Here is a 24844-nt window from a genome sequence, read left to right as displayed (position 1 = left end):
GCTGCCTTTCCATTCTGTCCCCGGGCGGTTAATCTCGGCCGAACAGCCAACGGGAGGGAAGTGCGCATGGGTTCTGAGCGGCAAGCCGAGGTAGAGGCGATCCTGGCTCCGGCCGTCGCCAAGATCGGGTTCGACCTCGAAGGGCTGCAGGTCACCAAGGCCGGCCGACGGCTGCTCGTCCGCGTCCTGGTCGACAAGGACGGCGGCATCAGCCTGGACGATGTGGCGGTGGTCTCGAAAGCCTGCTCGAAGGCGCTCGACGAGGCGGAGTCCACGGGCGGCCCCTTCGCCGACACCGCCTATACCCTGGAAGTGTCCTCGCCAGGCGTGGACCGTCCGCTGACCGAGCCTCGGCACTGGCGGCGTAATATTGGGCGCTTGGTAGCCGTGCACATCGGGGAGGAGCCCTTCACTGGGCGCGTCACGGCCGCCAGCGAGCGGGGGATTGAACTAGAAGCCGACGGCGCGCGCCGCTCGGCTACCTATGCCGAGCTGGGGCCCGGCAAGGTGCAGATCGAGCTGAGATGAGCGTCTGCTCGAAGACGCGGCTCGCACGCCTTGAACGGCCGCGGTGAGGACAACTCAAGACTTAAGGAGAACGGGTGCATATCGACCTGGCCGCGCTGCGGTCGCTGGAACGCGAGCGCGACATCCCTTTCGAGACCATCCTCGGCGCTATCGAAACGGCGCTGCTGACCGCCTACAAGCACACCCCCGGGGCCGATGAGCGCGCGCGAGTAGTGGTGAACCGTGACAACGGTATCGCCAATGTCCTTGTGCCGGTGCTGAACGAAGAGGAAGAGGTCGTCTCGGAGCGGGACGACACCCCGGAGGGGTTCGGCCGCATCGCCGCCCAGACCGCGAAGCAGGTCATCCTGCAGCGGCTCCGCGAGGCCGCCGACGAGGTCAACTACGGCGAGTACTCCGGCAAGGAGGGCGACATCGTCACCGGTGTCGTCCAGGCCCACGGCGAGCGCAACGAGCGCGGAATCGTCACTGTGGACCTCGGCAAGATCGAGGCCACCCTGCCCCTCAACGAGCAGGTCCCCGGTGAGAACTATGAGCACGGCAAGCGCATCCGCGCGATCGTCATCCAGGTGAACCGCACCGCCCGCGGCCCCCAGATCACGCTCTCGCGCACGCACCCCGCCCTGGTGAAGAAGCTGTTCGCGTTCGAGGTGCCCGAGATCGACGAGGGCGCCGTCGAGATTCCGGCCATCGCACGTGAGGCCGGTCACCGTTCCAAGATCGCGGTGCGCGCCACAACGAAGGACGTCAACGCGAAGGGCGCGTGCATCGGCCCGATGGGCTCGCGCGTCCGCGCCGTCATGAGCGAGCTCGGCGGCGAGAAGATCGACATCGTCGACTGGGACGCCGACCCCGCGCGGTTCGTCGCGAACGCCCTGTCGCCGGCGAAGACCCTGTCGGTGCGGGTGGTGGACGAGTCCACGCGGTCCACTGAGGTGATCGTCCCCGACTATCAGCTTTCGCTCGCGATCGGCCGCGAAGGCCAGAACGCCCGGCTCGCCGCGCGCCTCACGGGATGGCGGATCGACATCAAGTCCGACGCGCACGTCTCCGGCGGCGCGAAGGAGGAGACCGGCCCGGCCGGTGGCGGTCGGCGGTCCGGGAGGTAGACTGAATATCGGATCGCAACGTGACGCAGCGGTAGTCCGCACTTGTGTGGGGTGCCGCAGACGCGCATCGGCCAGTGAGCTGCTGCGCGTCGTCGTTCAACGCTCTGAGGGTTCCCTGAATCGCTTGGTTCCGGACCCGCAGCGCCGCCTCAGCGGCCGCGGAGCACATGTGCACCACGACCTGAACTGCCTTGACCAGGCAGTTCGTAAGCGTGCGTTCGCCCGAGCCCTCAACATCGAGGGAACGGCAGACGTTGAAGCGGTGCGAGCCCATGTCGAGTCGGAGTCGGCCGAGAGGCCGACTCCCGCACACGAAGCAGGTATGGACCGAATGAAGACCACGCGATGAAGTTCTTCGAATGAACACGTTGCTAGTCGGTAGATAAGGTCGGCGGGCGCTGCCCGTACGACCTCGAATTGAGGAGTGCAGTGGCAGCAAAGCCCCGCGTACATGAACTTGCCAAGGAACTGGGCACGACGAGCAAGGAATTGCTCTCCCGCCTCGGTGACATGGGCGAGTTCGTGAAGTCAGCGTCGAGCACGGTCGAAGCGCCTGTGGCGCGTCGACTGCGGCAGGAGTACGACGCCGCACAGGGCGCCCCGGCTGCGTCGGCCGGGAAGACCGAGTCCCCGACGCCTGAGCCCGCCAAGGCGGCGGCGGCCCCCAAGGGCCCGCGCCCGGCGGCACCGAGCCCGTCCAAGATCATGCAGGCCAAGGTCGAAGCCAAGGACGCCAAGTCCGAGGCGAAGGCCGAGGCCGAAGCGAAGAAGGCCGAGAAGAAGGCCGCTCCGAAGCCGGGCGCGGCCGCCGGGCCGAAGCCCGGCCCGAAGCCGGCCCCCGCGCCGGCCCCGGCCGAAGCCAAGCCCACGAGCGCCCGCGACATCGAAGTGGCCGCGGAGCAGAAGCGCGCCGAGGAACTGGTCAAGCGCCAGCAGGAGCAGGCAGAGGCCGCCAAGCGCGCCGCCGCCGCTCCGAAGCCCGGCCCCAAGCCCGCTCCGGCCGCCCGTCCGGGCGGCCCGAAGCCGGGCCCCAAGAACCCGTTCGGCGTCGGCAACGCCGGTGCCAAGCCGCGTCCCGCTGCCGCCGACGGCGGCGCGGAGCGCCCGGGCGGTCCCCGTCCGAGCCCGCGCATGATGCCCCCGCGGCCGAACCCGGGCATGATGCCCGGTCGTCCGGCAGGCGGCGGTCGTGACGGCGGCGGTCCCCGCGGGGCCCGCGGCGGCGGTCGCGGCGGCCCCGGCGGCGGCGCAGGTCGTCCCGGTGGCGGCGGCGGTCGTCCCGGTGGCGGCGGCGGCAACTACCGCGGCACCTTCGGTGGTGCGGGCGGCGGTGCCGGCGGCGGCGCAGGCGGTGCGGGCGGTTCCGGTCCTTCGACCGGTACTCCGGCTCCGTACCGCGGCGGCGGCGGTCGCGCAGGCGGCGGCGGCAAGGCCCGCGGCGGCGGTGCGGCCGGTGCGTTCGGTCGCGGCGGCCCCCGTGGCAAGAGCCGCAAGTCGCGTCGTCAGCGGCGCCAGGAGTTCGACAACCTCGCAGCGCCGAGGATGCAGTCGGGCGCTCCGCGCGGCAACGGCGAGACCATTCGCCTCGCACGCGGCGCGTCGCTCTCGGACTTCGCCGACAAGATCGGCACCCTGCCGGGCACGCTCGTTCAGGAGCTGTTCGGCCTGGGCGAGATGGTGACGGCCACGCAGTCGGTGTCGGAGGACACCTTCACGCTGCTCGGCGCCCACCTCGACTGGGACATCAAGATCGTGTCCCCGGAGGAAGAGGACCGCGAGCTGCTCTCGCAGTTCGGCATCGACCTCGACGCCGAGGACAAGGACACGTTCGTCGCGCGTCCCCCGGTCGTCACGGTCATGGGCCACGTCGACCACGGTAAGACGAAGCTGCTGGACGCGATCCGCAGCTCCAACGTGGTCGCCGGCGAAGCGGGCGGCATCACCCAGCACATCGGCGCGTACCAGGTGCACGTCGAGCACGAGGGCGAAGACCGCGCCATCACCTTCATCGACACCCCGGGCCACGAGGCGTTCACCGCCATGCGTGCTCGCGGTGCGAACGTCACGGACATCGTGGTGCTCGTGGTCGCGGCCGACGACGGCGTCATGCCGCAGACGGTCGAGGCCCTGAACCACGCGAGCGCCGCCGGTGCTCCCGTCGTGGTGGCGGTCAACAAGACCGACCTCCCCGACGCGAACCCGGGCAAGGTCCGCCAGCAGCTGACCGAGTACGGCCTGGTCGCCGAGGAATACGGCGGGCAGACCATGTTCGTCGACGTGGCCGCCAAGCCGCGCATCGGCATCGCCGAACTGCTCGAAGCGGTGCTCCTGACCGCTGACGCCTCCCTTGAACTGGAAGCGTCGGAAGAGGGCAACGCGCAGGGCATCGCGATCGAGGCGCACCTCGACAAGGGCCGCGGTCCTGTCGCGAGCGTCCTGGTCCAGAAGGGCACGCTGCGGGTCGGCGACTCGATCGTCGCCGGCGGGGCCCACGGCCGCGTCCGTGCGATGCACGACGCCGACGGCAACCGCGTCACCGAGGCGACCCCGTCGTTCCCGGTGCAGGTGCAGGGCCTCGCGTCCGTCCCGATGGCGGGGGACGTGTTCCTCGCCGCCGACGACGACCGCATGGTCCGGCAGATCGCCGAGCAGCGTCAGGCTCGCCGCCGCGCCGCTCAGCAGGCGTCCCGCGTCTCGCGCACCACGCTCGAGAACCTCATGGACAAGATCGCCGAAGGCGAGCGCACCACGCTCTCCCTCATCATCAAGGGCGATGGCGCCGGTTCGGTCGAGGCCCTCGAAGAGGCCCTGGTCGCGCTGGAGATCCCCGAGGAAGTGCACCTGCAGGTCATCCACCGCGGCGTCGGTCCGATCACCGAGAGCGACGTCAACCTCGCTGCGGCGGGCGACGGCGAGTCGGCGACGATCATCGCCTTCAACGTGCGAGCCGAGGGTCGCGTCCGCGACATGGCCGAGCGCGAAGGCGTGGACGTCCGGTACTACACGGTCATCTACCAGGCGATCGAAGAGATCGAGACCGCGCTCAAGGGCATGCTGAAGCCCGAGTACGAGGAAGTGGCTCTCGGCACCGCCGAGATCCGCGAGGTGTTCCGATCCTCGAAGCTCGGCAACATCGCCGGTGCGCTGGTCACGAGCGGTTCGATCAAGCGCAACGCGAAGGTGCGCCTCATGCGCGACGGCAACGTCGTCATCGAGACGACCATCTCCTCGCTGCGCCGGTTCAAGGACGACGCGACCGAGGTCCGCGAGGGCTTCGAGTGCGGTTTCACCTTGAAGAACTACAACAACATCGAAGAGGGCGACATCGTCGAGGCCTTCGAGATGCGCGAGAAGCCGCGCGTTTAGTGCGACTGCTCCAAACCGACGCCGCAGCGCGGCTCGGCGAAGCCTTTCGGGGCTTCCGCCGGGCCGCGCTGTCGGCCGTCTACGGCGACGAGGCGATGCGCGCGGCCGACCGCGGCGACTACCGGGCGCTCCTCGCGCAGTGCGGTGACGATCCGCTCGGGGTGTGGACGCGGCTGTTCGTCGCCGGGGTACCCGTACTCGCCGATGCCGCGTCAGCGGCCTTGGCGCCCTTCACCTTCGATGAAGCGCTCGACTGCGGACTCCTGGAGCCCCTGGACTGCGGCCGCCTCTCCGGCGACGGCGAGGTCGCGGCCGGCTGGGGCGCCCAGTTCGACAGCACCTCTGCAGGCAACGACCGCCTCCTGTTCTCCGACCAGCTGCCGAACACGACGGGCGGGCGGATGCGCGAGCACGTGCTCGGCGTCGGCGGCGCCTCGAAGCTCCTCATGGACGCCACGCTCCGCGCCCCGGTCGGCAGCGCGCTCGACCTGGGCACCGGCTGCGGGGTGCAGGCGCTCGGCCTCGCGGACCACGCCGAGCGCGTGACCGCCACGGACCTGAGCGAGCGCGCGGTGGCCTTCGCCGCGCTCAACGCCGTCGTCAACGGCGTGGAACTGGAACTGCTGCAAGGCGACCTGCTCGCTCCCGTGGCGGGCCGCCGCTTCGACCTGGTGGTCGCGAACCCGCCGTTCGTCATCGGCACACCGGGATCGGGCTGGACCTACCGGGACGGCGGCCGCGAAGCGGACGGCCTCGCCGCCGAGCTCTCGGGGGCCGCTGCGGACCTGCTCAACCCGGGCGGCACCATGCAGTTCCTCGCGAACTGGCTGCACGTCGCGGGGGAGGACTGGGCCGAACGCGTCGCGGGCTGGTTCCCGGACGAGGGCCTCCAGGTCTGGGCCGTGGAACGCGAGCGGCTCGATCCGCTCGACTACGTGCGCACCTGGCAGCGCGATTCAGGGGAGGACCACGACGCCGATCAGGCCGCGGCCTGGCTCGACTGGTTCGAGTCCGCCTCCGTCGCGGGCGTGGGCTTCGGCTTCATCAACGTCCGCCGGGTCGAAGGCCCGACGACCGTGGTCTGCGAGGAGGCCCGCCACTCGGTCGAGACCCCGTGGCGCGACCGCGTCGCGGACTGGTTCGCGGTGCGCGGCAGGGACCTCGAACCCGAAGCCCTGTGGCAGGCGAAGCTCCGCGTCGCCGACGGCGTCGTGCTCCAGCAGACCGCCGGGATCGGCGACGAGGGCTGGGACGTCGAGCATCAGTGGCTGCAGCAGGCGAACGGCATGCGCTACGCCGAGGAGCTGGACCCGCTCGTCGTGCAGTTCATGGGCGCGTGCAACGGCGAAGCCGAAGTGCGCCTTCAGGTCCAGCTCCTCGCGGACACGTACGGGGCGGAGCCGGCGATGCTCTACGCCCAGCTCTACCCCGTGATCCGCCGCCTCGTCGAACGCGGCTTCCTCGCGTTAGGAGCGCAGGTAGGCCAGGACCGCCTTGACGCGGCGGTGGTGGTCGCCGTCCTCGCTGCTCAGCGTCAGCTTCGTGAAGATGTTGCGGATGTGCTTCTCGACCGCGCCGTCCGAGATGAAGAGCTTCTTGCCGATCGCCTTGTTGGAGTGGCCCTCGGCCATGAGGCCCAGGACCTCCTTCTCGCGGGGGGTGAGGGTCGCGACCGGGTCGTTCTTCCTGCGGCGCACCATGAGCTGCGAGACGACCTCGGGGTCGAAGACCGTGCCGCCGCCGGCGACCCGCTTCAGCGAGTCCATGAAGTCGTCCACGTCGATCACGCGGTCCTTCAGCAGGTAGCCCACCGCACCGCGGGCGTCCGCGAGGAGGTCGTCCGCGTAGGAGACCTCCACGTACTGGCTGAGGATGAGCACCGGCGCGCCCGGCACGAGCTCCCGGGCGCGGGTCGCGGCCCGCAGCCCCTCGTCGGTGAAGGACGGCGGCATCCGCACGTCCACCACCGACACGTCGGGCCGGTGCTCGGCGACGGCCTCCACGAGGGCGTCGCCGTCACCGACCTCGGCGACCACCTCGCAGCCGAACTCCTCCAAGAGCCTGACCAGGCCGGAACGGATGAGCACGGCGTCATCGGCCACCACTACACGCACGGAACCTCCACGACGATCACTGTCGGACCGCCGTCGGGGGAGTCGATGGTCCACTGGCCCTCGACGGCTTTGACCCGGTCGGTGAGACCCGAGAGCCCGTGCCCCTTGGAGACGTGCGCGCCCCCGATCCCGTTGTCGCCGACCGAGAGCACCAGCCTATCCCCCCAGTCCTCGACCGCCACGGTGGCTTTCGTCGCCTGCGAGTGCTTCGCGATGTTCGTCAGGCACTCGGCCGTCACGAAGTACACGGTGCTCTCGACGCTGGCCTTGTAGCGGCCGTTGAGGTTCGTCTCCAGCTCCACCGGCACGAGCGAGCGCGCCGCGAGGGCCGCCAGCGCCGCCGCCAGGCCCCGGTCGGTGAGGATCGGCGGGGCGATGCCGCGCGAGAGCGAGCGGAGCTCGTCGATGGTCTCCCGGGTCTGCGCGATCGCCGCCTCCAAGGTCTCCTGCGCCGCTTCCGGGTTCGTCGCCAGCTGGCGTTTGACGCGGGCCAGCTCCATGCCCAGGCCCACCAGCCGCTGCTGCGGGCCGTCGTGGATGTCGCGCTCGATCCGGCGCAGCGCGTCGGCCTCGGCGGAAGTTGCCGCGTTCCGCGACTCCTCGAGCTGGTCGATCCGCTCGTGCAGGCCGCTGATGGAGGTGAGCATCCCCTTGCCGACGAGCGCTTGGGCGAGCGCCAGGCCGCGCAGGACCGGGACCAGCGTCAGCGCCATGATCACACCGCCGATCACCGCCAGGATCGACTGGGCCAGGTACGAGTCGCCCCACCCGAGCCACTCGGTGGCGTAGTGCAGGCCGTCGTCGCTGTCGTTGGTCGCCGCCCGGATGATCCACGAGTAGGCCGGGTACAGCAGCGCGGCGACCGTGGCGCACCACCACGAGATCGCGACCGCGAACCCCGTGACGGCGATCGGCAGGACCGCGACGGCCCACAGGACGTTGAGCCACGACTGCCCGTCCGTGAGCGGCGTCAGGTACCGGCGCAGCGCCGAGGCGTCCTCGCGGGCGCGCTTGTAGCGGGGGCGGGGCAGCTCGCGCCGCAGCACCGCCGGGAGCATCGACCGGCCCGCGGCGGCCATCCCGCGCATCGCGAAGAGGGTGGCGGCGGCGATGGGCACGCCGATCCAGATGACGGCGGTGCCGACGCCGAGTACGGTGCCGACCACGCCGATGATGAAGGCGGGCAAGGCGATGAAGAACATCGACAGCAGATAGCCGGTGTCGATGCCCAGTTGTCGCAGGGTTGTACGCATGCGTCAACACTAGAAAGGCCGAGCCGCCATCGCGACCCGGCCGTCCTGTGTCTTCCTGGTAGGGACAGCCCTACCTCAGTACGCTCCCGCCCCAGGCTGGCGCGGCTCCCGCGTCGCGATCCCGGCCACCGAGTTGAGCAGGCTCAGGATGCAGATCCCGATGACGAAGTTCAACCCGGCCGTCGCGATCTGCGACTCCAGATCGGCCACCACCGTGAACGGGATGAGCACGCCCACCGCGATCACCAGCAGCATGATCCAGACGAAGAAGCTCATCGGCCGCGGCATGAGCAGCAGCAGCAGGTGCACGACCCCGGTCGCCAGGATCGCCACCGCGAACGCGCCGAACGCGTACGTCGTCGTGGTCGCGTCGCCGTAGGCCCCCGCGTCCGACGGCGAGAGGATGTGGATGCCGAACACCCCGCGCACCAGCAAGATGCCCACCAGCGCGACCAGCGCGGCGACCACGGCCGTGCCGAACCCGCCCGCCCACAGCTTCGCGGCGTCCACCGCGGGCCGCTGCGGCTGCGGCTGCGCCGCCGCCGGATACCGCCTCGTCGGTTCTTCGTGGTTTCCGACCCACCCGCCCTGCGGTGCCGACATGGTTCCTCCTTCTCGGCGAAGCCCGCGGGCCGCAACCGGCCCGCTCCTCGGCCCCATGGTGGCAGCAACTCGTGACGGAGGTCGCGAAACCGGTGTTTTCGGGCGGCTTTAAACGTCTTGGGGATGTCGGAGGCGGCGCGTAATCTAGAGCCGTGTTCACTGGATGCGCAGAATTCGACCTCCTCCTCCCACAGGACTCCCGCTCACTGAAGGCCAAGCGCTCCTACGTGCGCCCGATCGTCGCCTCGCTGCGGAAGTACGAGGTGGCGGTGGCCGAAGTCGGCGACCAGGACGTCCACGGCCGCACCACCATCGGCGTCGCCGCCGTGGCCGGCGAGAACCGGCACGTCCAGGAGCTGCTGGACGCCTGCGAGCACCACATCGCGGGACGACCCGAAGTGGAACTCCTGAGCGTCAGGCGGCGAGTCTTCGGCCCGGAAGACGAATAGGCGCGCAAGCGCTGCAAGACCAGTAGCGGCACGCCCGACCGGCGAGCCGCAGAACGGACTCGGCGAAGCCCGGCGAGCCGTGCATGAGTATGGCGCACCCGAACCGAGGTGCGCGTGAAGCGGAAGGCAGGAGTGCGATGGTAGACGCGGCGAAGCGAGCCCAGGTTTCCAAGCGGGTCATGGAGCTGACCGCCCAGGCGGTGCGCAAGCTCAAGGACCCCCGGGTCGGCATGGTCACCATCACTGACGCGCGCATGACCCCCGACCTGCGCGAGGCGACGGTCTTCTACACCGTCCTCGGCGACGAAGAGCACGTCAAGGCCTCCGCGGTCGGTCTGGAGCGCGCCACCGGGCACCTGCGCACCACCGTCGGACGCGCCCTCGGGATGCGCCACACGCCCTCCCTCACCTTCGTGGCCGACACCGTCCCCGACCAGGCCAACCGCATCGAAGAGCTCCTCGCGAAGGCCGCCGCGGCCGACGCCGAGGTCCACAAGATCGCCGAAGGCGCCGCCTACGCGGGCGACGAGAACCCGTACATAGAGAAGGACGACGAGGAGGACTCGGAAGAGTCCACCCGGTGACCCCGGCGCCGCAGGACGCCGCACCGCGCCCGGCCTCGTACCGGCGCATCGCGTCCCTGGCGATCCCGGCCCTGGTCGTGCTCGCCGCCGAGCCGATCTACCTCCTCATCGACACGGCCGTCGTCGGCCACCTCGGCGCGGTCCCGCTCGGCGGCCTCGCCCTCGGCGGCGTCATCATGGGCCTCGCGCCGTTCATCGGTGCGGTCCTCGCCTACGGCACCACCGCCCGGGCCTCCCGCCGCTACGGCGCCGGAGACCGGCCCGGCGCGGTGGCCGAAGGCGTCCAAGGCACCTGGCTCGCGCTCGCCGCCGGCCTGGTCATGATCGTCGCCTTCCAGTTCCTCGCCGGCCCGGCCGCCGGACTCATGGGCGACGACCCCGCCGTCGAGGCCGCCGCCGCCGAATGGCTGCGCGTCGCCGTCCTCGGCGCCCCGTTCCTGCTCGTGGCCGGCGCCGGCCAGGGCTGGATGCGCGCGGTCCAGGACACCAAGCGCCCCATGTGGTTCGTGACGGCCTCGTTCCTGCTCTCGGCCGTCCTCGCGCCGATCCTCGTCTACCCGGTCGGCCTCGGCCTCGTCGGCTCCGCGTGGGCCAACGCCGTCGCGCAGGCCGTCTCCGGCGTGCTGTTCCTCCTCGCGCTGCGCCGCGAACGCGTGCCACTGCGCATCGACCGGGAACTCATGTCGAAGCAGCTCGTCGCCAACGGCGACCTGATCATCCGCGGCGTCGCGTTCCAGGTCAGCTCCTTCTCGGCCACCGCCGTCGCCGCCCGGGTCGGCACGGTCGCGCTCGGCGCCCACCAGATCGGCGTGCAGCTGTGGTTCTTCGCGGCGCTGGCGCTCGACGCGGTGGCGATCGCGGCCCAGGCCCTCATCGGCGCCGACCTCGGCGCGGGCCGGCCCGACGCCGCGCGCGCCACCGCGAAGCGGCTGACCGTGGTCGGCCTCGGCTACGGCGTGGCCTTCCTCGTCGCCGTCCTCGCGCTGCTCCCGGTCTTGCCGGACCTGTTCACCGCCGAAGCGGGCGTCCACGACCAGCTCGGCTACATCTGGCCGTGGCTCGTGCTGCTGCTGCCGGTGGCCGGGGTGGTCTTCGCTCTCGACGGCGTGCTCATCGGCGCGGGCGACCTGCGGTTCATGCGGAACATGACCGTCATCTCGATCGCGAGCGGCCTGCCGTTCACGTGGCTCACGCTCGTCTTCGGGTGGGGCCTCACCGGCATCTGGGGCGGCATCGCGGTCTTCATGCTGGTGCGCCTCGGCATGATCCTCTGGCGCCTGCGCTCGGGTGAGTGGGCCGTCACCGGAGCCGAGCGCTCCTAGCAATTCCCATCCCACTATGTGAATTGTGCGCAGCGCTGCTCCTGAACCTTCGTTAAGGTGTCGAGGATGAAGACTGATTCATCGACTCGACGGAAGCGCCGCACCCGTCCCGATAATTGGGACGAGGAGAAGGCGGAGGCACTGCGCGCCCTTCAGGAATCGCTCGACCGGCACCAGTAGCCACCCACGCGGCGGGCGCGGTCGGGGGCGCGGTTAGCCTCTACGACCGTGACCACAGTGCCGCCCTCAGCCGCTAAAACCGCGCGCCCGGTGCAACCGGGCCTCATCGTCGTCGACAAGCCGCAGGGCATCACCTCGCACGGCGTGGTATCCCGGATGCGCCGCATCTGCGGCACCCGCAAGATCGGCCACGGCGGCACGCTCGACCCGATGGCGACCGGCGTGCTCATCATCGCGGTCGGCAAGGCCACCAAGCTGCTGACGTACGTCTCCGGGCTGGACAAGTCCTATGCCGCGACGATCCGCCTCGGCCAGGCCACGGTCACCGACGACGCCGAAGGCGACGTGATCGCGAGCGCCGACGCGTCGGCGCTCGCGGACGCAGCGATCCGCGACGGACTCGCGGCGATGACCGGCGAGATCGACCAGGTGCCGAGCGCGGTGAGCGCGGTGAAGGTCGACGGCCAGCGCGCTTACAAGCGCGTGCGCGACGGCGAGACGGTCGAGCTGAAGGCCCGGCGCGTCACGATCGCCGCCATCGAGGTGGGGGCGATCCGGCGCGACGGCGAGTTCGTGGACGTGGACGTCGACGTCTCGTGTTCCTCAGGCACGTACATCCGCGCGATCGCGCGCGACCTCGGCGACGCGCTCGGCGTCGGCGGGCATCTGACCGCGTTGCGGCGCACCAGGATCGGCGGCTTCGGGATCGATGTCGCGGCGACCTTGGAGACGCTGGGGGAGCGGTCGGAGGCGGGCGAGCCGCTGGGCGTGCTCGCGATGGGCGAGGCGGCGGCCCGGCTCATGCCGACGCGAACCGCGACCGAGGTCGAGGCGAAGGCGCTCTCGTACGGCAAGTCGCTCGACGCGGTCGGCATCGATGGGCGCTACGCAGTCCTCGGCGGGGACGGCGATCTGCTCGCGGTCGTGATCGAGAAGGACGGCAAGGCGAAGCCGGAGACGGTCTTCGCCGCGGCGTCGTAACGCCGGGCGTCGGATCTCGGAGTGGCTGACCGGGCCGCTCCGTGTGGGGCCGCTCTGTATTGGGCCACTCTGTGTCGGGCCGGTCAGTGTTGCGCCGGCCCGGCGCGCGGGCGCCTCGGCATAGGGCATGCCCCTTCCCACCCGCATCCACCTCCGACCAACCGAAGAAATGAGACGACTCTCCCACACGGGTCCGACACTCAGCGTTTTCGCAGCCGGCGCCGGGCTCAGTGTGCCGGGGCTCGGGCCGCGTCGCGGAAGGCGATCGGGGTCGTGCCGGTTCGCTGGGCGAAGAACTTGTTGAAGTTGGTGGCGCTGCTGAAGCCGAGCCGCTCGCCGATGCGGGCCGCCGGGATCAGGGAGCAGGCGAGCATGCGCTTGGCCTCCAGGACGACCCGGCGGTCGATGAACTCCTTCGCCGGAATCCCCGCCGCCGCGAGGGTCGCGCGCGACAGCGTCCTGGGGGAGTAGGCGAGCGCATCGGCGTAGTCGCTGAGCCGCCGCGAGTTCGCGAAGTCCCGCTCCACCGCGTCCCGGAACGCCAGGTACACCTCGCTCGGGTCCGGACCCGCTTGCGGCGCGGGCAGGCTCGCCACGCGCAGCACCAGCACCGCGAGGAGGTGCCGCAGGACCTGCAGCCGCGTGTCCAGCGGCAGCTTGTCCGCCGAATGCTCCCACTGCAGCTGCGTGGTCGCCGCGCGCAGCAGCGCGTGGTCCTCGTTCGACGGGACGCGCACCGCCGGAGCGTGCGGGTCGTCGACGCACACGCCGATCGCCGTGTCGGGGTCCAGGAACTCGGTCGCGAAGCGGATGACGGTGCCCTCGGCGCGGTCGAGGCCGCTCCACTGCTGCACCTGGCCCGGCCGCGCCCACAGCCACTGGGTCGGCGCGAGGGCGTGCTCGGTGAAGTCCACCGAATGCCGCATCGCACCCGAAGTGAGGGTGAGCAGGCAGTGCCTGTCGGACCGGAACGGCCTCGCCAGAGCGGGAGCGTCGCCGCTCGCGCGCAGCCGCGCGAGCGTGAGGATCTCGATCAAGGGACCGCGGCCGTCGTGCCCGGCCGGCTCCGAAGCGGGCGCGAAGAGGCTACCCGTTATGTCGTCTTGTCGCGTATTCACCAGCATCGACGGCAAGTTTATCCCTTTTATCGTGGTTCCACGTTGTGTCTCGATCATAGGGTCGAGCCGCCCAGCGAACTTGTTTAAATTTGAAGTAGTGTAGTCCGCATGGCTGAAACCAAGACTGTCGACTTCTGGTTCGACCCCGCCTGCCCCTGGGCGTGGATGACCTCCCGCTGGATCATCGAGGCCGCCAAGCTCCGCCCCATCAACATCCGCTGGAACGTCATGAGCCTCTTCGTGCTCAACGAGCCGAAGCTCGACGAGATCCCCGAGCACTACAAGGAGCTCCTGCCGAAGACCCTCCCGGCCGTGCGCGTCGCCACGGCCGTGGCCCAGCAGTACGACAATGAGACCCTCGGGCGCCTCTACACCGCCCTCGGCAACCGCATCCACCTCGGTGGTGAGAAGGACGCCGAGGTCTACATCCCCGCCGCGCTCGAGGCCGCCGGCCTCCCGGCCGAACTGGCCGACGCCGGCAAGAGCGAGGAGTGGGACGAGGCGCTCAAGGCCTCGCATCACCGCGGCATCGGCCTGGTGGGCACCGACGTCGGCACCCCGGTGGTGGCCGTCGAGAACGACGAGGGCGTGCAGGTCGGCCTCTTCGGCCCCGTGGTCACCCCCGCCCCGCAGGGCGAGGCCGCCGCGAAGCTGTGGGACGGCGTCTACGCCGTGGTCACCACGCCGGGCTTCTACGAGCTCAAGCGCTCGCGCACCGACGGCCCGAACTTCGACAACCTCACCGCCGACCTCTAGACGGCGGGCACGCCGACGCCCGCAACGCCTATAGCGTTGCGGGCGTTGGTTTTTCCACGCGTGTCGCGACGCGAGACGCGTTCGGGCCCCGCGCGAATCGCGCGGGGCCCGAACGTTCGTCTCGCTCAGCCGACCTGGGACAGCCAGGACTGCTCGGTGCCGCCCGCGGCCTGGCGGTACGGCCGCAGTTCCCGGTCCCACTCCAGGCCCAGCAGCTGGTCCAGCCCATTGCGCAGCGCCTCGGCACTGGTCGTGGTCGCCAGCAGTGCGCGGATGCGGTCCTCGGCGATCATGATCTCGCCGCCGGCGCTCATCGCCGCACGGTAGATGCCGCGGCCGGGGACGTGCATGATCCGCTCGCCGTCGACGCCCGCGCTCGGGTCCTCGGTGATCTCGAAGCGCAGCATCGGCCACTGCGCGAGGGCCTTCGCGAACTCGGCGCCCATGCCGGCGTAGCCGGTCCAGGGGCGCTCGGCGCGCATGGTGGCGCGCTCGGCGTTCTGCGGGGTCCACCCGAGCTTCACGCCCTGGCTCGCCGCGGAGCCGGAGCGCTCCAGGACACGTCCGATCGCCCACTCGACATGCGGGCAGACCGCAGACGGGCTGGAGTGGATGTAGATCACGCCGCGTGTCTGCATCGCGCACCTCCTTGGGAATCGGCGTATCTGAGTACTGGCTCACTCCTTGTGGTCATTTCATAACGACTTGAAGTCGTGCAACGGGTATCGGCCGGGATGAGAGTGGGATGAACTCGAACCCGGCACGCTATTCCGCTCAGTTACATACTGACAGCTTCGAAAGCATCGCGCTAGGCTTAAAGCGCCCCGGGGGCTCACTTTTTCGATCATTCGATGCGTCACACCCGGTACGTGTGCTAGTTGCCGCACCCCGAGGCTGAGCTAGACTTGCGCATGACCGGCGGACTGTCGGTTTTCTTTTGTGGTCCAACCCAGGTTCAGAGCCCGCCTTTCGAGCTGCTCTCCCTGCGCCGGGCCGAAGATACGTCGTAACGACATGGTGAGGAGACCGGCGTGGCAGCCAACACTTCCAAGACAGCACGCGCTTCCGTCAAGGCCGGCCAGAAGGGCGGCTCCGCTGGCGGACTCAACGTCCTCGGCGAGTTCAAGTACCTGATCCCGCTCAACAACGGGAAGCACGTGTACCTGCGCAACCTGACCACCGGCAAGACCCTGCACCTGGCCACCGGCTCCGAGGCGTTCACCGAGGCCGTCAAGGCCCTCGCCGCCGCCGGCCACGGCGCGAAGATCAAGGCCGAGATCGAGGGCCTCGCCGCCAAGCTCCCGGCGGAGCAGGGCTGGGACACCACCCTCAAGACCCTCGAAGAGGCGGACGCTTTCGCCGCCGAGGCCGTCGCCGCCTAGGTCTCGCACCCGCGACATTCGCGCTCCATGCCCGCGAGGGCGTGGAGCGCTTTTTCGTTTCCGGGACCGGCGAACGCATTGCTCGATCGCCTGTTCGAATGGGTCCGCGCGGGCGCGCATTTGCCGAATGTGTCTATGCACATTGCCGTTCGAGGTTTAAAAGTGCGGCACTGCGAATAGGCCGTCGAGGACGCGCGCCTCAGCCGATCGGACGATCCCCAATGGGGCGAGCGGCTCAGTCCGCCAGATCGGTGGTGCAGACCGGTTCCGACATCGGGACCTTGTCGACGGCCCGCAGCACGCCCACGGTGAAGCAGTAGTCCTCGCCCGGGATCAGGCCCGCGGCGGAGAACTCGGTCGCCGTGGTGCCCTCCGGGTTGAGCGGCTCGGCCTTCTCGTCGCCCACCCGCTGGGCGAAGACGATGTACCGCAGGCCCTCGGCGTCCTCGGCCGCCGTCCAGGTCAGGTCCACCGCGCCGTCGTTCCACGTCTCGATCGTGACCGCTTGCGCGGCATCGCCCGAGGTGTTCGCCTGGTCCAGGTCGTCGGCGTCCCGGTTCGGCGAGAGGAGCCACAGCCACACGGTCATGATGCCGCCGAGCAGCACCGTGATCGCGAGCCCGAGGTACACGTACGACTTGAGGCTCCGCTCGTCCTTCTGCTTCGCCTGCACCGGCTTGGGGGCCTTGTACGCCTGGGTCTTGCGCGGCTTCGAGCCGTCGCGGCCGATCACCGGCGGCGCGAAAACCTGCTCCTGCGGTGACGCCTGCTGCATCTGCGGCGACTGCTGCCCGGCCTGCGGGCTCCACGGCATCGGCGGCGGCTGCATGCTCACCGGCGCCTGCGGAGGCGCGGAGTACGGGGCGATGCCGGCCGCGGCGGCCTGCTGCGGCGCGCCGGAGAACGGCTGGGCGCTCATGGGCGCCCCCGAGAACGGCTGCCCGCTCATCGGCACGCCCGAGAACGGCGCGGCCGAGACCGGTCCGCCCTGCGTCCCGCCCTGGGCGAGGCCGTCGAGCTGCGCGTACCGCGGGTCGATCGCGTGGCCCAGCTCCCCGGCGTAGCCGCCGGTGCGCCCTCCCGTGAGACCGCCGCCGAGCGTGCCGCCCCGGTCGGGCTGCGCCATCGGGTGCACGGGTGCGAACGGGTCCAGCGGGACCCGGGTGCCGCGCGAGGCGACCTCGGGCCGGTAGACCGTCTCCTCGTTGCTCACGTCCCCGATCACGGCGGGCGCGGCGGCCTTGCCGACGCCGCCGCCGTACATGCCGCGCTGGAGCTCCTCGGCGAACGCCTGGCCCGAGGCGGGCCGGCGGGCCGGGTCGCGCGAGAGGGCGCGCACGAGCAGGCTCTCCAGCCACTCGGGCACGTCGTCGCGGGGGAGCTTCGGCGGCGGCGCGTCTGAGGTGACGCGCTCGCGGTGCGTGTCGGGGTCGGTGCCGCCTTCGGGGTTGGCGAACGGCGCGTACCCGGCGAGGAGGTGCCACATGCTCGACGCGAGGCTGAACAGGTCGCTCGCCGAGGTCTGCGCTTGGCGCAGCAGCGCCTCAGGGGAGGCGTGGAGCGGGGTGAGCTTGTCGATCGCGGCGGTCGCGGCCAGCGAGGCGGGGGTGCGCGCGATGCCGAAGTCCGCCAGCGCGGGCCCGTACTGGCCGCGGAGGATGTTCTGCGGCTTGACGTCCCGGTGGAGGATGTCCGCGTTGTGCGCGGCCTGGAGGGCCTGGCCGATCTTGACGCCCATGTCGATCACGTCGTTCACGGGCAGCGGCCCGCCGGCCTTCAGGATCGCGGAGTAGGAGCCTTCCGCGCAGTACTCCATGACGATGTACGGCTGCCCGGCGTCGGTGTGGCCGGTGTCGATGATCGAGACGATGTGGGGGTGGTTCGAGACCGCGACGGTGGCCTCGAGCTCCTTCTCGACCGAGTCCGCGGTGGTCATGTCGTCGTCGACGAGGAGGACCTTGACGGCGACCGTGCGGTCGAGCCGCTCCTGGACGGCGGTGTAGACGAACGCGGTCGACCCGTGCGCGACCATCGCGAAGTCGCGGTAGCCGGGGATGGCAGGAGTGGGGGAGCTCAAGGCGAGGGCTTCCTGTCAGGATGCGGTGTGTCGTCCTGAACAGAGTAGCCCTCGCCTTGAGGCTGCCTCAGATGCGTCCGCTGGGGCCGTTCAGCAGGTTCGCGACCCGGATGAGGCCCAGGTGCGAGTACGCCTGCGGGTGGTTGCCCAGGCCGCGCTCGGCGATCGGGTCCCACTGCTCGGGCAGGAGGCCGGTCGGGCCCGCGCACGCGAGGATCTGCTCGAACAGCTCCTCGGCGTCGGTCCGGCGGCCCACCTGCAGGTACGCCTCGGCGAGCCAGGCGGCGCAGATGATGAACCCGCCCTCGGTGCCCGGCAGGCCGTCGTCGCGGTGGTAGCGGTAGACCGTCGGGCCCGAGCGCAGCCCGGCCTCGATCTTGAGCACGGTCCTGAGGTAGCGCGGGTCGTCCGGCGGGAGCAGCCCGGAGAGGCCGATCCACAGCGACGCGGCGTCGAGGTCGTCGTGGCCGTACGCGGCCGTGTAGGCACCGGCCTCGTCGTTCCAGCCCAGTTCGAGCACGTTCTTGGCGATCTGGTCGCGCAGCTCGTGCCAGTTGGGGCCGTACTCCATGCCGAAGTGGTCGGCGACCTTGAGCGCGCGGTCGACGGTGACCCAGCACATGACCTTCGAGTACACGTGGTGGCGGGGGGCCTGGCGGGCCTCCCAGATGCCGTGGTCGGGTTCGTGCCAGCGCTTGGCGACGGCCTCGACCATGCTGCCGAGGACCTGCTGCTCGAACTCCGAGAGGTGCCCGCGGCGCTGCGCGACGGCCTCGACGAGCATGGCCACGGGGCCGAACACGTCCAGCTGGACCTGGTTCGACGCGGCGTTGTTGATGCGCACCGGCCGCGCCCCGGCGTACCCGGGGAGCGTGTCGATGATCGCCTCGGGGCTCGGGGCCATGCCCTCGATGTCGTAGAGCGGGGCGAGCCGCTCGGGGTGGCCCGCGGTGCGCTCGAGGATGCCGGCGACCCACGCGAAGTACGCCTCGGCCTCTTGGAGCGAGCCGAGGTCGACGAGCGCGTTCGCGGTCATCGCGGCGTCGCGGATCCAGCAGAACCGGTAGTCCCAGTTGCGGACGCCGCCGAGCTCCTCGGGGAGCGAGGTGGTGCCCGCGGCGAGGATCGCGCCGGTGGGCTGGTAGCAGAGCGCCTTGAGCGCCAGCGCGGAGCGGGAGACCATCTCGGTCTCCACGCGCGGGAGCTTCAGCGAGTCCGACCAGTTGCGCCAGCCGGCCTCGGTGGTGCGGCGGCGGACGTTGACGGCGGGCTTCCACTCGTCGAGGCTCGCCGAGCCGGAGCGCATCTCCAGGACCACGGAGCCGCCGATGGCGGCGAGGTCGACGACGGCGACGGCGAGCGAGTGCTGGCCGTCGTACTCGATCTGCCATTCCACGCCCGGCGAGCGCAGGCTGATGGGCTCGCGGCCGCCGAGGACCCGCAGGCCGTCGTCGCCGACGGGCTGGAGCTGCACGGGCAGCTGCCCGAACTCGGGGCGCGGGGCGAAGGTGATCTTGACCGGGACCTCGCCGTTGATCTCGCGGACGAGGACGGTGGCGTTGAGGTCGCCGCGGCGCCGCGGCGTGGAGTCGAGCCAGTCGGTGACCGACAGGCCCGGCCAGCGGGTCTCGACGGTCATCGTGCCGGACACGTACCGCTGCCCGAGCGGGATGCCGGCGTTGACGGGCTGGACGCTGAAGTGCCCGGCGTGCTCGCCGCCGAGGAGGTCGGCGAAGACCGAGCCGGAGTCGGGGCGCGGGTGGCACATCCAGGTGACGCGCCCGTCGGGGGTCAGGAGCGCGTGGTTGGCGCCGTCGGCGAGCATCGTGTGCCGCTCGATGAGCTGCGCCTGCTCGCCTTGGAGCCAGGCGCGGCGGGTGTCGACGAGGCGGGCGAGGAGCTTCGCGACGTCCTCGGGGTCGCCGATGCGGAACGACGCGCGGGTGGGGCCGGGGCCGACGCGGACGCCGACGTCCGGGCCGTGCAGGTGCGCAAACGCATTCTCGTCGGTCACGTCGTCGCCCAGGAAGAGGACCGCGGAGGCCCCCAGCTGGTGGCGGAGCTTGTCGAGCGCGTCGCCCTTGTGGGTGGTGACCACGGACAGGTCGACGACGGCCTTGCCCTCGGTCGTCTGCACACCGTCCCAAGTGGACGGGCCCTCGTGGACGTCCTCGACCGCGCGCATCGCGTCGGCCTCGGACGCCTCGCGGACGTGCAGCGCGCAGCCGGCGGGCTTGGGCTCCACCCGGGCGCCCTCGTAGCGTTCGGCGATCGCGGACAGCTCGGCTACGAGCTTGTCGCGCAACCGCTGGTCCTCGCTCGAGAGCGCCCGGGTGAAGCCGACGTCGAACTCCGATCCGTGCGAGCCCACCAGGTGGATCTCGGAAGGGAGCCGGGAGAGCGCCGCCAGATCCCGCAGCGCCCGGCCGGAGATGACCGCGACCTTCGTCTGCGGCAGGTTCGCCAGCGTCCGCAGAGCCGAGACCGACTCGGGCAGCGGCATCGCCTGCGAAGGGTCGGTCACGATCGGCGCGAGCGTGCCGTCGTAGTCGCACGCGATCAGCAGCTGCGGAACGCGGGCGAGCAATGTGAGAGCCGAGCGCAGCTCCTCGGAGGAGCTGAAGTCCTCCGGCGCGGGGCCCTCAGGGCGTGGTGCGGTCATCGTGGCGTATCTCTCCAACACCGTCGTTGCGGAAATGTCTGTGCCTGCCGCCCGACCGCCGGGTATCAGACTTCGGCAGGCGGGCTGCCCGGATTGTACGCCGCGCTGCGCTCCGGAACTCCTAGCGCTGTGAGGAAACTGCGCGCCCAGCGACTCACGTCGTGCTTGCGCAGATACCGCCTCATGGCGCGCATCCTCTTCATCTTATCGTCGAGCGGAGCGTTCGCCGCTGTCACAAATCCGTCTTTCAAATCGGTCAAATCATGCGGATTCACCAGGAACGCCTGCCGCAAATCGCCTGCGGCACCGGCGAACTCGCTGAGCACGAGGGCCCCGCGGTTGTCGATGCGGCTCGCCACGTACTCCTTCGCGACGAGGTTCATCCCGTCACGCAAAGGGGTGACGGCCATGACGTCGGCCGCCTGGTACAGCGCCGCGAGCTCGTACCGGTCGAAGCTCTGGTGCAGGTAGTGCACCGCCGGGAGCCCGACCTGCCCGTACTCGCCGTTGATCCGCCCGACCTGGCGCTCCACCCGCTCCCGCAGCTTCATGTACTGGTCCACGCGTTCGCGACTGGGGGTCGCGACCTGCACCATCACCGCGTTCGGCACCTGCAGCCGGCCGTCCTCCAGGAGCTCCCGGAAGGCCTTGAGCCGCTGCTCGATGCCCTTGGTGTAGTCGAGCCGGTCCACGCCGAGGATGATCGTCTCCGGCTCGCCGAGCTCGGCGCGGATCTCCTTGGCGCGCTGGCGTACCCGCTCGGTGCCCGCGACCTCTTCGTTGTGGGCGGTGTCGATCGAGATGGGGAAGGCGTCGGCGCGCACCAGGCGGTCGTCGACGGTGACGTAGTGCCCCCGCGGCCGGTAGCCGAGGAGGTGCCTCGTGAGCGCCAGGAAGTTCTGCGCGGCGAGCGGGCGCTGGAAGCCGACCAGGTCGGCGCCCAGGAGCCCCTTGAGGATCTCCATGCGGTGCGGCAGCTGCATGAACAGCTCCACGGGCGGGAACGGGATGTGCAGGAAGAACCCGATCCGCAGGTCCGGGCGCCGTTCGCGCAGCATCCCGGGGACGAGCTGGAGCTGGTAGTCCTGGACCCACACGACCGCCCCGGGGGCGGCCTCGCGGGCGCAGATGTCCGCGAACCGCTCGTTGACCTCGTAGTAGGACTTCCACCAGGAGCGGCGGAAGACGCGCGGTTCGACCGCGTCGTGGTAGAGCGGCCACAGCGAGGCGTTCGAGAACCCCTCGTAGTAGCGCAGGACCTCCTGCTCGCTCAGCGGGACGGGCATGAGGGTCACGCCGTCCGACTCGAAGGCGTCAGGGGCTTCGCCGGCGGTGCCGGCCCAGCCGATCCACGTGCCCCGGTTGGCCTGGAGTACTGGTTCGAGGGCGGTGACGAGGCCGCCAGGGGATCGGCGCCAAGTTCGGTTTCCCTCGTCGTCGACCACTGAGTCGACGGGGAGGCGGTTGGCGACGACAATGAAGGATGCGTTGCTCAATTCGTATTTCCTCCTTTTCGCCAGCCTACCGGGACGCGCGACCCGGTGGTCGCGGTGACGCAGACGGTCACCGCGAAGGGCCCGTTTGCGGGGGCGCGCCGGGGCTTGACATCATTGACACCGGTCAGTTCAGTACGGCTCGTCCCAAAGCGAAGGATCAGCGTGGCGCAGTTCATCTACACCTTGGAAAAGGCGCGTAAGGCGCACGGTGACAAGGTCGTCCTCGACGACGTCACCCTGTACTTCAACCCGGGTGCGAAGATCGGCGTGGTCGGCCCCAACGGCGCCGGCAAGTCCAGCCTCCTGCGCATCATGGCGGGGCAGGACCAGGTCTCCAACGGCGAGGCGAAGCTCGCCAACGGCGCCACGGTGGGGATGCTCGCCCAGGAGCCGCCGCTGAACGAGTCGAAGACCGTCATGGAGAACGTGATGGAGGCCGTGGCCGACATCCAGGGCAAGCTCGACCGGTTCAACGAGGTCGCCATGGAGATGGCCACCGACTACACCGACGAGCTCATGACCGAGATGGGCCGCCTCCAGGAGGAGCTCGACGCCGCCAACGCCTGGGAGCTCGACTCCCGGATCGAGCAGGCCATGGACGCGCTGCGCTGCCCGCCCGGCGACTGGCCCGTCACCAACCTCTCCGGTGGCGAGCGCCGCCGCGTGGCCCTCTGCAAGCTGCTGCTCGAGGCGCCCGACCTGCTGCTCCTCGACGAGCCCACCAACCACCTGGACGCCGAGTCCGTGCTCTGGCTGGAGCGCCACCTGGCCTCCTACGCCGGTGCCGTGATCGCCATCACGCACGACCGGTACTTCCTCGACAACGTCGCGGAGTGGATCCTCGAGCTCGACCGCGGCCGCACCTACCCGTACGAGGGCAACTACTCCACCTACCTGGAGAAGAAGGCCGAGCGCATGAAGGTGGAGGGCCGCAAGGACTCCAAGCTCCAGAAGCGCCTCAAGGACGAGCTGGAGTGGGTCCGCTCCAACGCCAAGGGCCGCCAGACCAAGTCCAAGGCCCGCCTCGGCCGCTACGAGGAGATGGCCGCCGAAGCCGACAAGACCCGCAAGCTCGACTTCGAGGAGATCCAGATCCCGCCGGGCCCGCGCCTGGGCTCCACGGTGATCGAGGCCAAGAAGCTGGTCAAGGGCTTCGACGGCGAGGTCCTCATCAACGGCCTCGACTTCAGCCTGCCGCGCAACGGCATCATCGGGATCATCGGCCCCAACGGTGTGGGCAAGACCACGCTGTTCAAGACCATCGTCGGCCTCGAGAAGCCCGACTCGGGCGAGGTCAACGTCGGCGGCACCGTTCAGCTCTCCTATGTGGACCAGAACCGGGCCGGCCTCGCGGGCGACAAGTCGGTGTGGCAGGTCGTCTCCGACGGCCTCGACTACCTCATGGTCGGCAAGGTCGAGATGCCCTCGCGCGCTTACATCGCCGCGTTCGGCTTCAAGGGCCCGGACCAGCAGAAGCCGACCAAGGTCCTCTCGGGCGGCGAGCGCAACCGCCTGAACCTGGCGCTCACCCTCAAGCAGGGCGGCAACGTCCTCCTGCTCGACGAGCCCACCAACGACCTCGACGTCGAGACCCTCTCCAGCCTCGAGAACGCGCTGCTGGAGTTCCCCGGCTGCGCCGTGGTCATCAGCCACGACCGGGCCTTCCTCGACAAGGTCGCCACCCACATCCTCGCCTGGGAGGGCGAGGGCGAGGACGGCCTGCCGAAGTGGTTCTGGTTCGAGGGCAACTTCGACTCCTACGAGAAGAACAAGATCGAGCGGCTCGGCCCCGACGCGGCGAACCCGCACCGGGTCACGCACCGCAAGCTCACCCGGGACTAGCCGTGGCGCGCTTCAAGACCGACGTCCCGCTGCGCTGGTCGGACATGGACGCCTTCGGGCACGTGAACAACAACCAGTTCATGGTGCTGCTCGAAGAGGCCCGGGTCGCGATGATGTTCACCGCGGCCTACGAGGCCGGCGTCCCCGGCTTCCGCGAAGGCGTCGTCGTGGCCCGCCACGAGGTCGACTACCTGCTGCCCGTGGTGGTGCCCGCCGAGGTCCGCGTCGAGCTCTGGGTCGAGCGGATCGGGAACGCGTCGTTCTCGTTCGCCTACGAGCTCATGGCGAACGACAAGCTCGCGCTGCGCGCCAAGTCCGTGATGGTGCCCTTCGACACCGTCGCTCAGCGGCCCCGGCGCCTCACCGCCGAGGAGCTGGCGTTCCTCGAGCAGTGGACCGACTGACGATCGATGCTGATCCGATGACCGACACGACGACCGCCGGGGACGACGCGGCCTTCGCCGCGCGCGCCGCCCGGCTCGATCCCGACACCCTCGTGCTCGCGCAGGGCGGCCGCCTCTGGGCCGCCCTGCCCATCGGGGTCCTCGCCGTCCGCGACGCGGGCGACGGCAGCGCCCTGCCCGACGGGGTCTACCGCGCCGGCGACCTCGCCTCGGGGAACGCCGCGGTGCGGCCCGCCGCCGAATGGCGGGGGCGCCTCCCCAGGCAGCCGTGGACGGCCGTCGAGGCCGTTCCGGCCGCCGACATCGCCGACATCGACCGCAAGGCCGCACAGGCCCTGCGGGAGCGGCGCGGCCAGGGCATCGGCGACCGGCGCCTGCGCGACGCCATGCTCGACCACGTCACCCTCCGCGTCGAGCACGACGGGCAGATCTACCCGGTCGAGCTCCGGCTCGTCGCCGGGCTGTGCCGCATGGGCTTCCTCGGCGACGAACCCGTGCGGGTCGTCAAGGCCGGGCGCCGCATCGGACTCGCCGCCACCTACGGCACCGTCTGGGACAGGGACCGCGGCCTGCCGATGCTGTGACCGATTCGGAACACACAGTGACCGTTACGCCGAT

General features: G+C 70.4%; 21 protein-coding genes and 1 pseudogene. 14 read left to right on the top strand and 8 right to left on the bottom strand.

The annotated features are described in order from the left end of the window. Positions 1 to 66: 66 nt before the first annotated feature. The 5 genes and pseudogenes from rimP to QWI33_RS29550 all read left to right on the top strand — a co-directional run. Positions 67 to 528: a ribosome maturation factor RimP gene (gene rimP, locus QWI33_RS02655; RefSeq protein WP_289954591.1), complete on the top strand. Its 462-nt coding sequence runs from the start codon at positions 67 to 69 to the stop codon at positions 526 to 528. A gap of 74 nt (positions 529 to 602) precedes the next feature. Further along, positions 603 to 1637 carry a transcription termination factor NusA gene (gene nusA / locus QWI33_RS02650; RefSeq protein ID WP_289954589.1) on the top strand — a complete coding sequence of 345 codons (1035 nt, stop codon included), beginning with the start codon at positions 603 to 605 and terminating at the stop codon, positions 1635 to 1637. Continuing rightward, entirely contained in the window at positions 1612 to 1986 is a 375-nt protein-coding gene (locus tag QWI33_RS02645) for a YlxR family protein (protein ID WP_435367543.1), read from the top strand. The genes nusA and QWI33_RS02645 overlap by 26 nt, the downstream gene beginning before the upstream one ends. 80 nt (positions 1987 to 2066) lie before the next feature. Further along, complete coding sequence (infB, locus tag QWI33_RS02640) at positions 2067 to 5003, top strand: translation initiation factor IF-2 (protein WP_289954584.1); 2937 nt, start codon at positions 2067 to 2069, stop codon at positions 5001 to 5003. Further along, positions 4916 to 6454, top strand: a pseudogene (locus QWI33_RS29550) (methyltransferase); the annotation flags it as partial. The gene infB and the pseudogene QWI33_RS29550, both read left to right, overlap by 88 nt. Positions 6455 to 6469: 15 nt before the next feature. Here the strand turns inward: QWI33_RS29550 and QWI33_RS02630 are convergent. The 3 genes from QWI33_RS02630 to QWI33_RS02620 form a co-directional block, all read right to left on the bottom strand. After that, positions 6470 to 7117, bottom strand: a complete 648-nt coding sequence (locus QWI33_RS02630; protein ID WP_309299881.1) for a response regulator — start codon at positions 7115 to 7117, stop codon at positions 6470 to 6472. Continuing rightward, on the bottom strand, positions 7108 to 8370 hold the full coding sequence (locus QWI33_RS02625; RefSeq protein WP_289954582.1) for a sensor histidine kinase: 1263 nt from the start codon (positions 8368 to 8370) through the stop codon (positions 7108 to 7110). The genes QWI33_RS02630 and QWI33_RS02625 overlap by 10 nt, the downstream gene beginning before the upstream one ends. Positions 8371 to 8445: 75 nt before the next feature. After that, the gene (locus QWI33_RS02620) at positions 8446 to 8973 is read right to left on the bottom strand and encodes a DUF6069 family protein (protein ID WP_289954580.1); all 528 of its coding nucleotides are present in this window, start codon (positions 8971 to 8973) and stop codon (positions 8446 to 8448) included. Positions 8974 to 9125: 152 nt separating this feature from the next. Between QWI33_RS02620 and QWI33_RS02615 the strand changes: the two genes are divergently transcribed. The 4 genes from QWI33_RS02615 (at position 9126) to truB (ending at position 12489) form a co-directional block, all read left to right on the top strand. Then, a complete protein-coding gene (locus QWI33_RS02615) occupies positions 9126 to 9422 on the top strand; it encodes a DUF503 domain-containing protein (protein WP_289954578.1) in 297 nt (98 codons plus the stop codon). A gap of 137 nt (positions 9423 to 9559) precedes the next feature. After that, on the top strand, positions 9560 to 10006 hold the full coding sequence (gene rbfA / locus QWI33_RS02610) for a 30S ribosome-binding factor RbfA (protein ID WP_289954576.1): 447 nt from the start codon (positions 9560 to 9562) through the stop codon (positions 10004 to 10006). After that, positions 10003 to 11328: an MATE family efflux transporter gene (locus tag QWI33_RS02605; protein ID WP_289954574.1), complete on the top strand. Its 1326-nt coding sequence runs from the start codon at positions 10003 to 10005 to the stop codon at positions 11326 to 11328. Before rbfA ends, QWI33_RS02605 begins: the two co-directional genes overlap by 4 nt. A 228-nt stretch (positions 11329 to 11556) precedes the next feature. Next, a complete protein-coding gene (truB, locus tag QWI33_RS02600) occupies positions 11557 to 12489 on the top strand; it encodes a tRNA pseudouridine(55) synthase TruB (RefSeq protein ID WP_289954572.1) in 933 nt (310 codons plus the stop codon). 227 nt (positions 12490 to 12716) lie between these two features. Here truB and QWI33_RS02595 read toward each other — a convergent pair whose 3' ends face one another. Beyond that, on the bottom strand, positions 12717 to 13526 hold the full coding sequence (locus tag QWI33_RS02595; protein WP_289954570.1) for a helix-turn-helix domain-containing protein: 810 nt from the start codon (positions 13524 to 13526) through the stop codon (positions 12717 to 12719). A gap of 189 nt (positions 13527 to 13715) precedes the next feature. On the opposite strand from QWI33_RS02595, the gene QWI33_RS02590 reads away from it, so the two are divergent. Then, positions 13716 to 14363, top strand: a complete 648-nt coding sequence (locus QWI33_RS02590) for a mycothiol-dependent nitroreductase Rv2466c family protein (protein ID WP_289954568.1) — start codon at positions 13716 to 13718, stop codon at positions 14361 to 14363. Between the two features lie 125 nt (positions 14364 to 14488). Here the strand turns inward: QWI33_RS02590 and QWI33_RS02585 are convergent, their stop codons facing one another. Then, positions 14489 to 15001, bottom strand: coding sequence for a DUF3145 family protein (locus QWI33_RS02585; protein WP_289954566.1), 513 nt, complete (start codon positions 14999 to 15001; stop codon positions 14489 to 14491). A 393-nt stretch (positions 15002 to 15394) separates the two neighbouring features. On the opposite strand from QWI33_RS02585, the gene QWI33_RS02580 reads away from it, so the two are divergent. Then, entirely contained in the window at positions 15395 to 15745 is a 351-nt protein-coding gene (locus tag QWI33_RS02580; RefSeq protein ID WP_289954564.1) for a hypothetical protein, read from the top strand. A 235-nt stretch (positions 15746 to 15980) separates the two neighbouring features. Here the strand turns inward: QWI33_RS02580 and QWI33_RS02575 are convergent, their stop codons facing one another. The 3 genes from QWI33_RS02575 to QWI33_RS02565 form a co-directional block, all read right to left on the bottom strand. After that, the gene (locus QWI33_RS02575; RefSeq protein WP_289954563.1) at positions 15981 to 17822 is read right to left on the bottom strand and encodes a protein kinase domain-containing protein; all 1842 of its coding nucleotides are present in this window, start codon (positions 17820 to 17822) and stop codon (positions 15981 to 15983) included. A gap of 67 nt (positions 17823 to 17889) precedes the next feature. Beyond that, positions 17890 to 20484: a trehalose-phosphatase gene (gene otsB / locus QWI33_RS02570; protein WP_289954560.1), complete on the bottom strand. Its 2595-nt coding sequence runs from the start codon at positions 20482 to 20484 to the stop codon at positions 17890 to 17892. Between the two features lie 65 nt (positions 20485 to 20549). Next, entirely contained in the window at positions 20550 to 21980 is a 1431-nt protein-coding gene (locus QWI33_RS02565) for an alpha,alpha-trehalose-phosphate synthase (UDP-forming) (protein ID WP_289954559.1), read from the bottom strand. Positions 21981 to 22142: 162 nt separating this feature from the next. Here QWI33_RS02565 and ettA point away from each other — a divergent pair, with 162 nt between their 5' ends. Genes ettA through QWI33_RS02550 form a run of 3 tightly spaced genes read left to right on the top strand, consistent with a single transcriptional unit; the run spans position 22143 to position 24810 of the window. Further along, complete coding sequence (gene ettA / locus QWI33_RS02560) at positions 22143 to 23822, top strand: energy-dependent translational throttle protein EttA (RefSeq protein ID WP_289954557.1); 1680 nt, start codon at positions 22143 to 22145, stop codon at positions 23820 to 23822. Between the two features lie 2 nt (positions 23823 to 23824). Beyond that, positions 23825 to 24226 carry an acyl-CoA thioesterase gene (locus QWI33_RS02555; RefSeq protein ID WP_289954554.1) on the top strand — a complete coding sequence of 134 codons (402 nt, stop codon included), beginning with the start codon at positions 23825 to 23827 and terminating at the stop codon, positions 24224 to 24226. Between the two features lie 17 nt (positions 24227 to 24243). Beyond that, complete coding sequence (locus QWI33_RS02550) at positions 24244 to 24810, top strand: DUF8185 domain-containing protein (RefSeq protein WP_289954552.1); 567 nt, start codon at positions 24244 to 24246, stop codon at positions 24808 to 24810. The last annotated feature ends 34 nt before the right edge of the window (positions 24811 to 24844 follow it).

The organism is Glycomyces tritici, from assembly GCF_030403505.1.
Note: the sequence above shows the minus strand (reverse complement) of the source record. Positions and strands in the feature narration are given on the sequence as shown.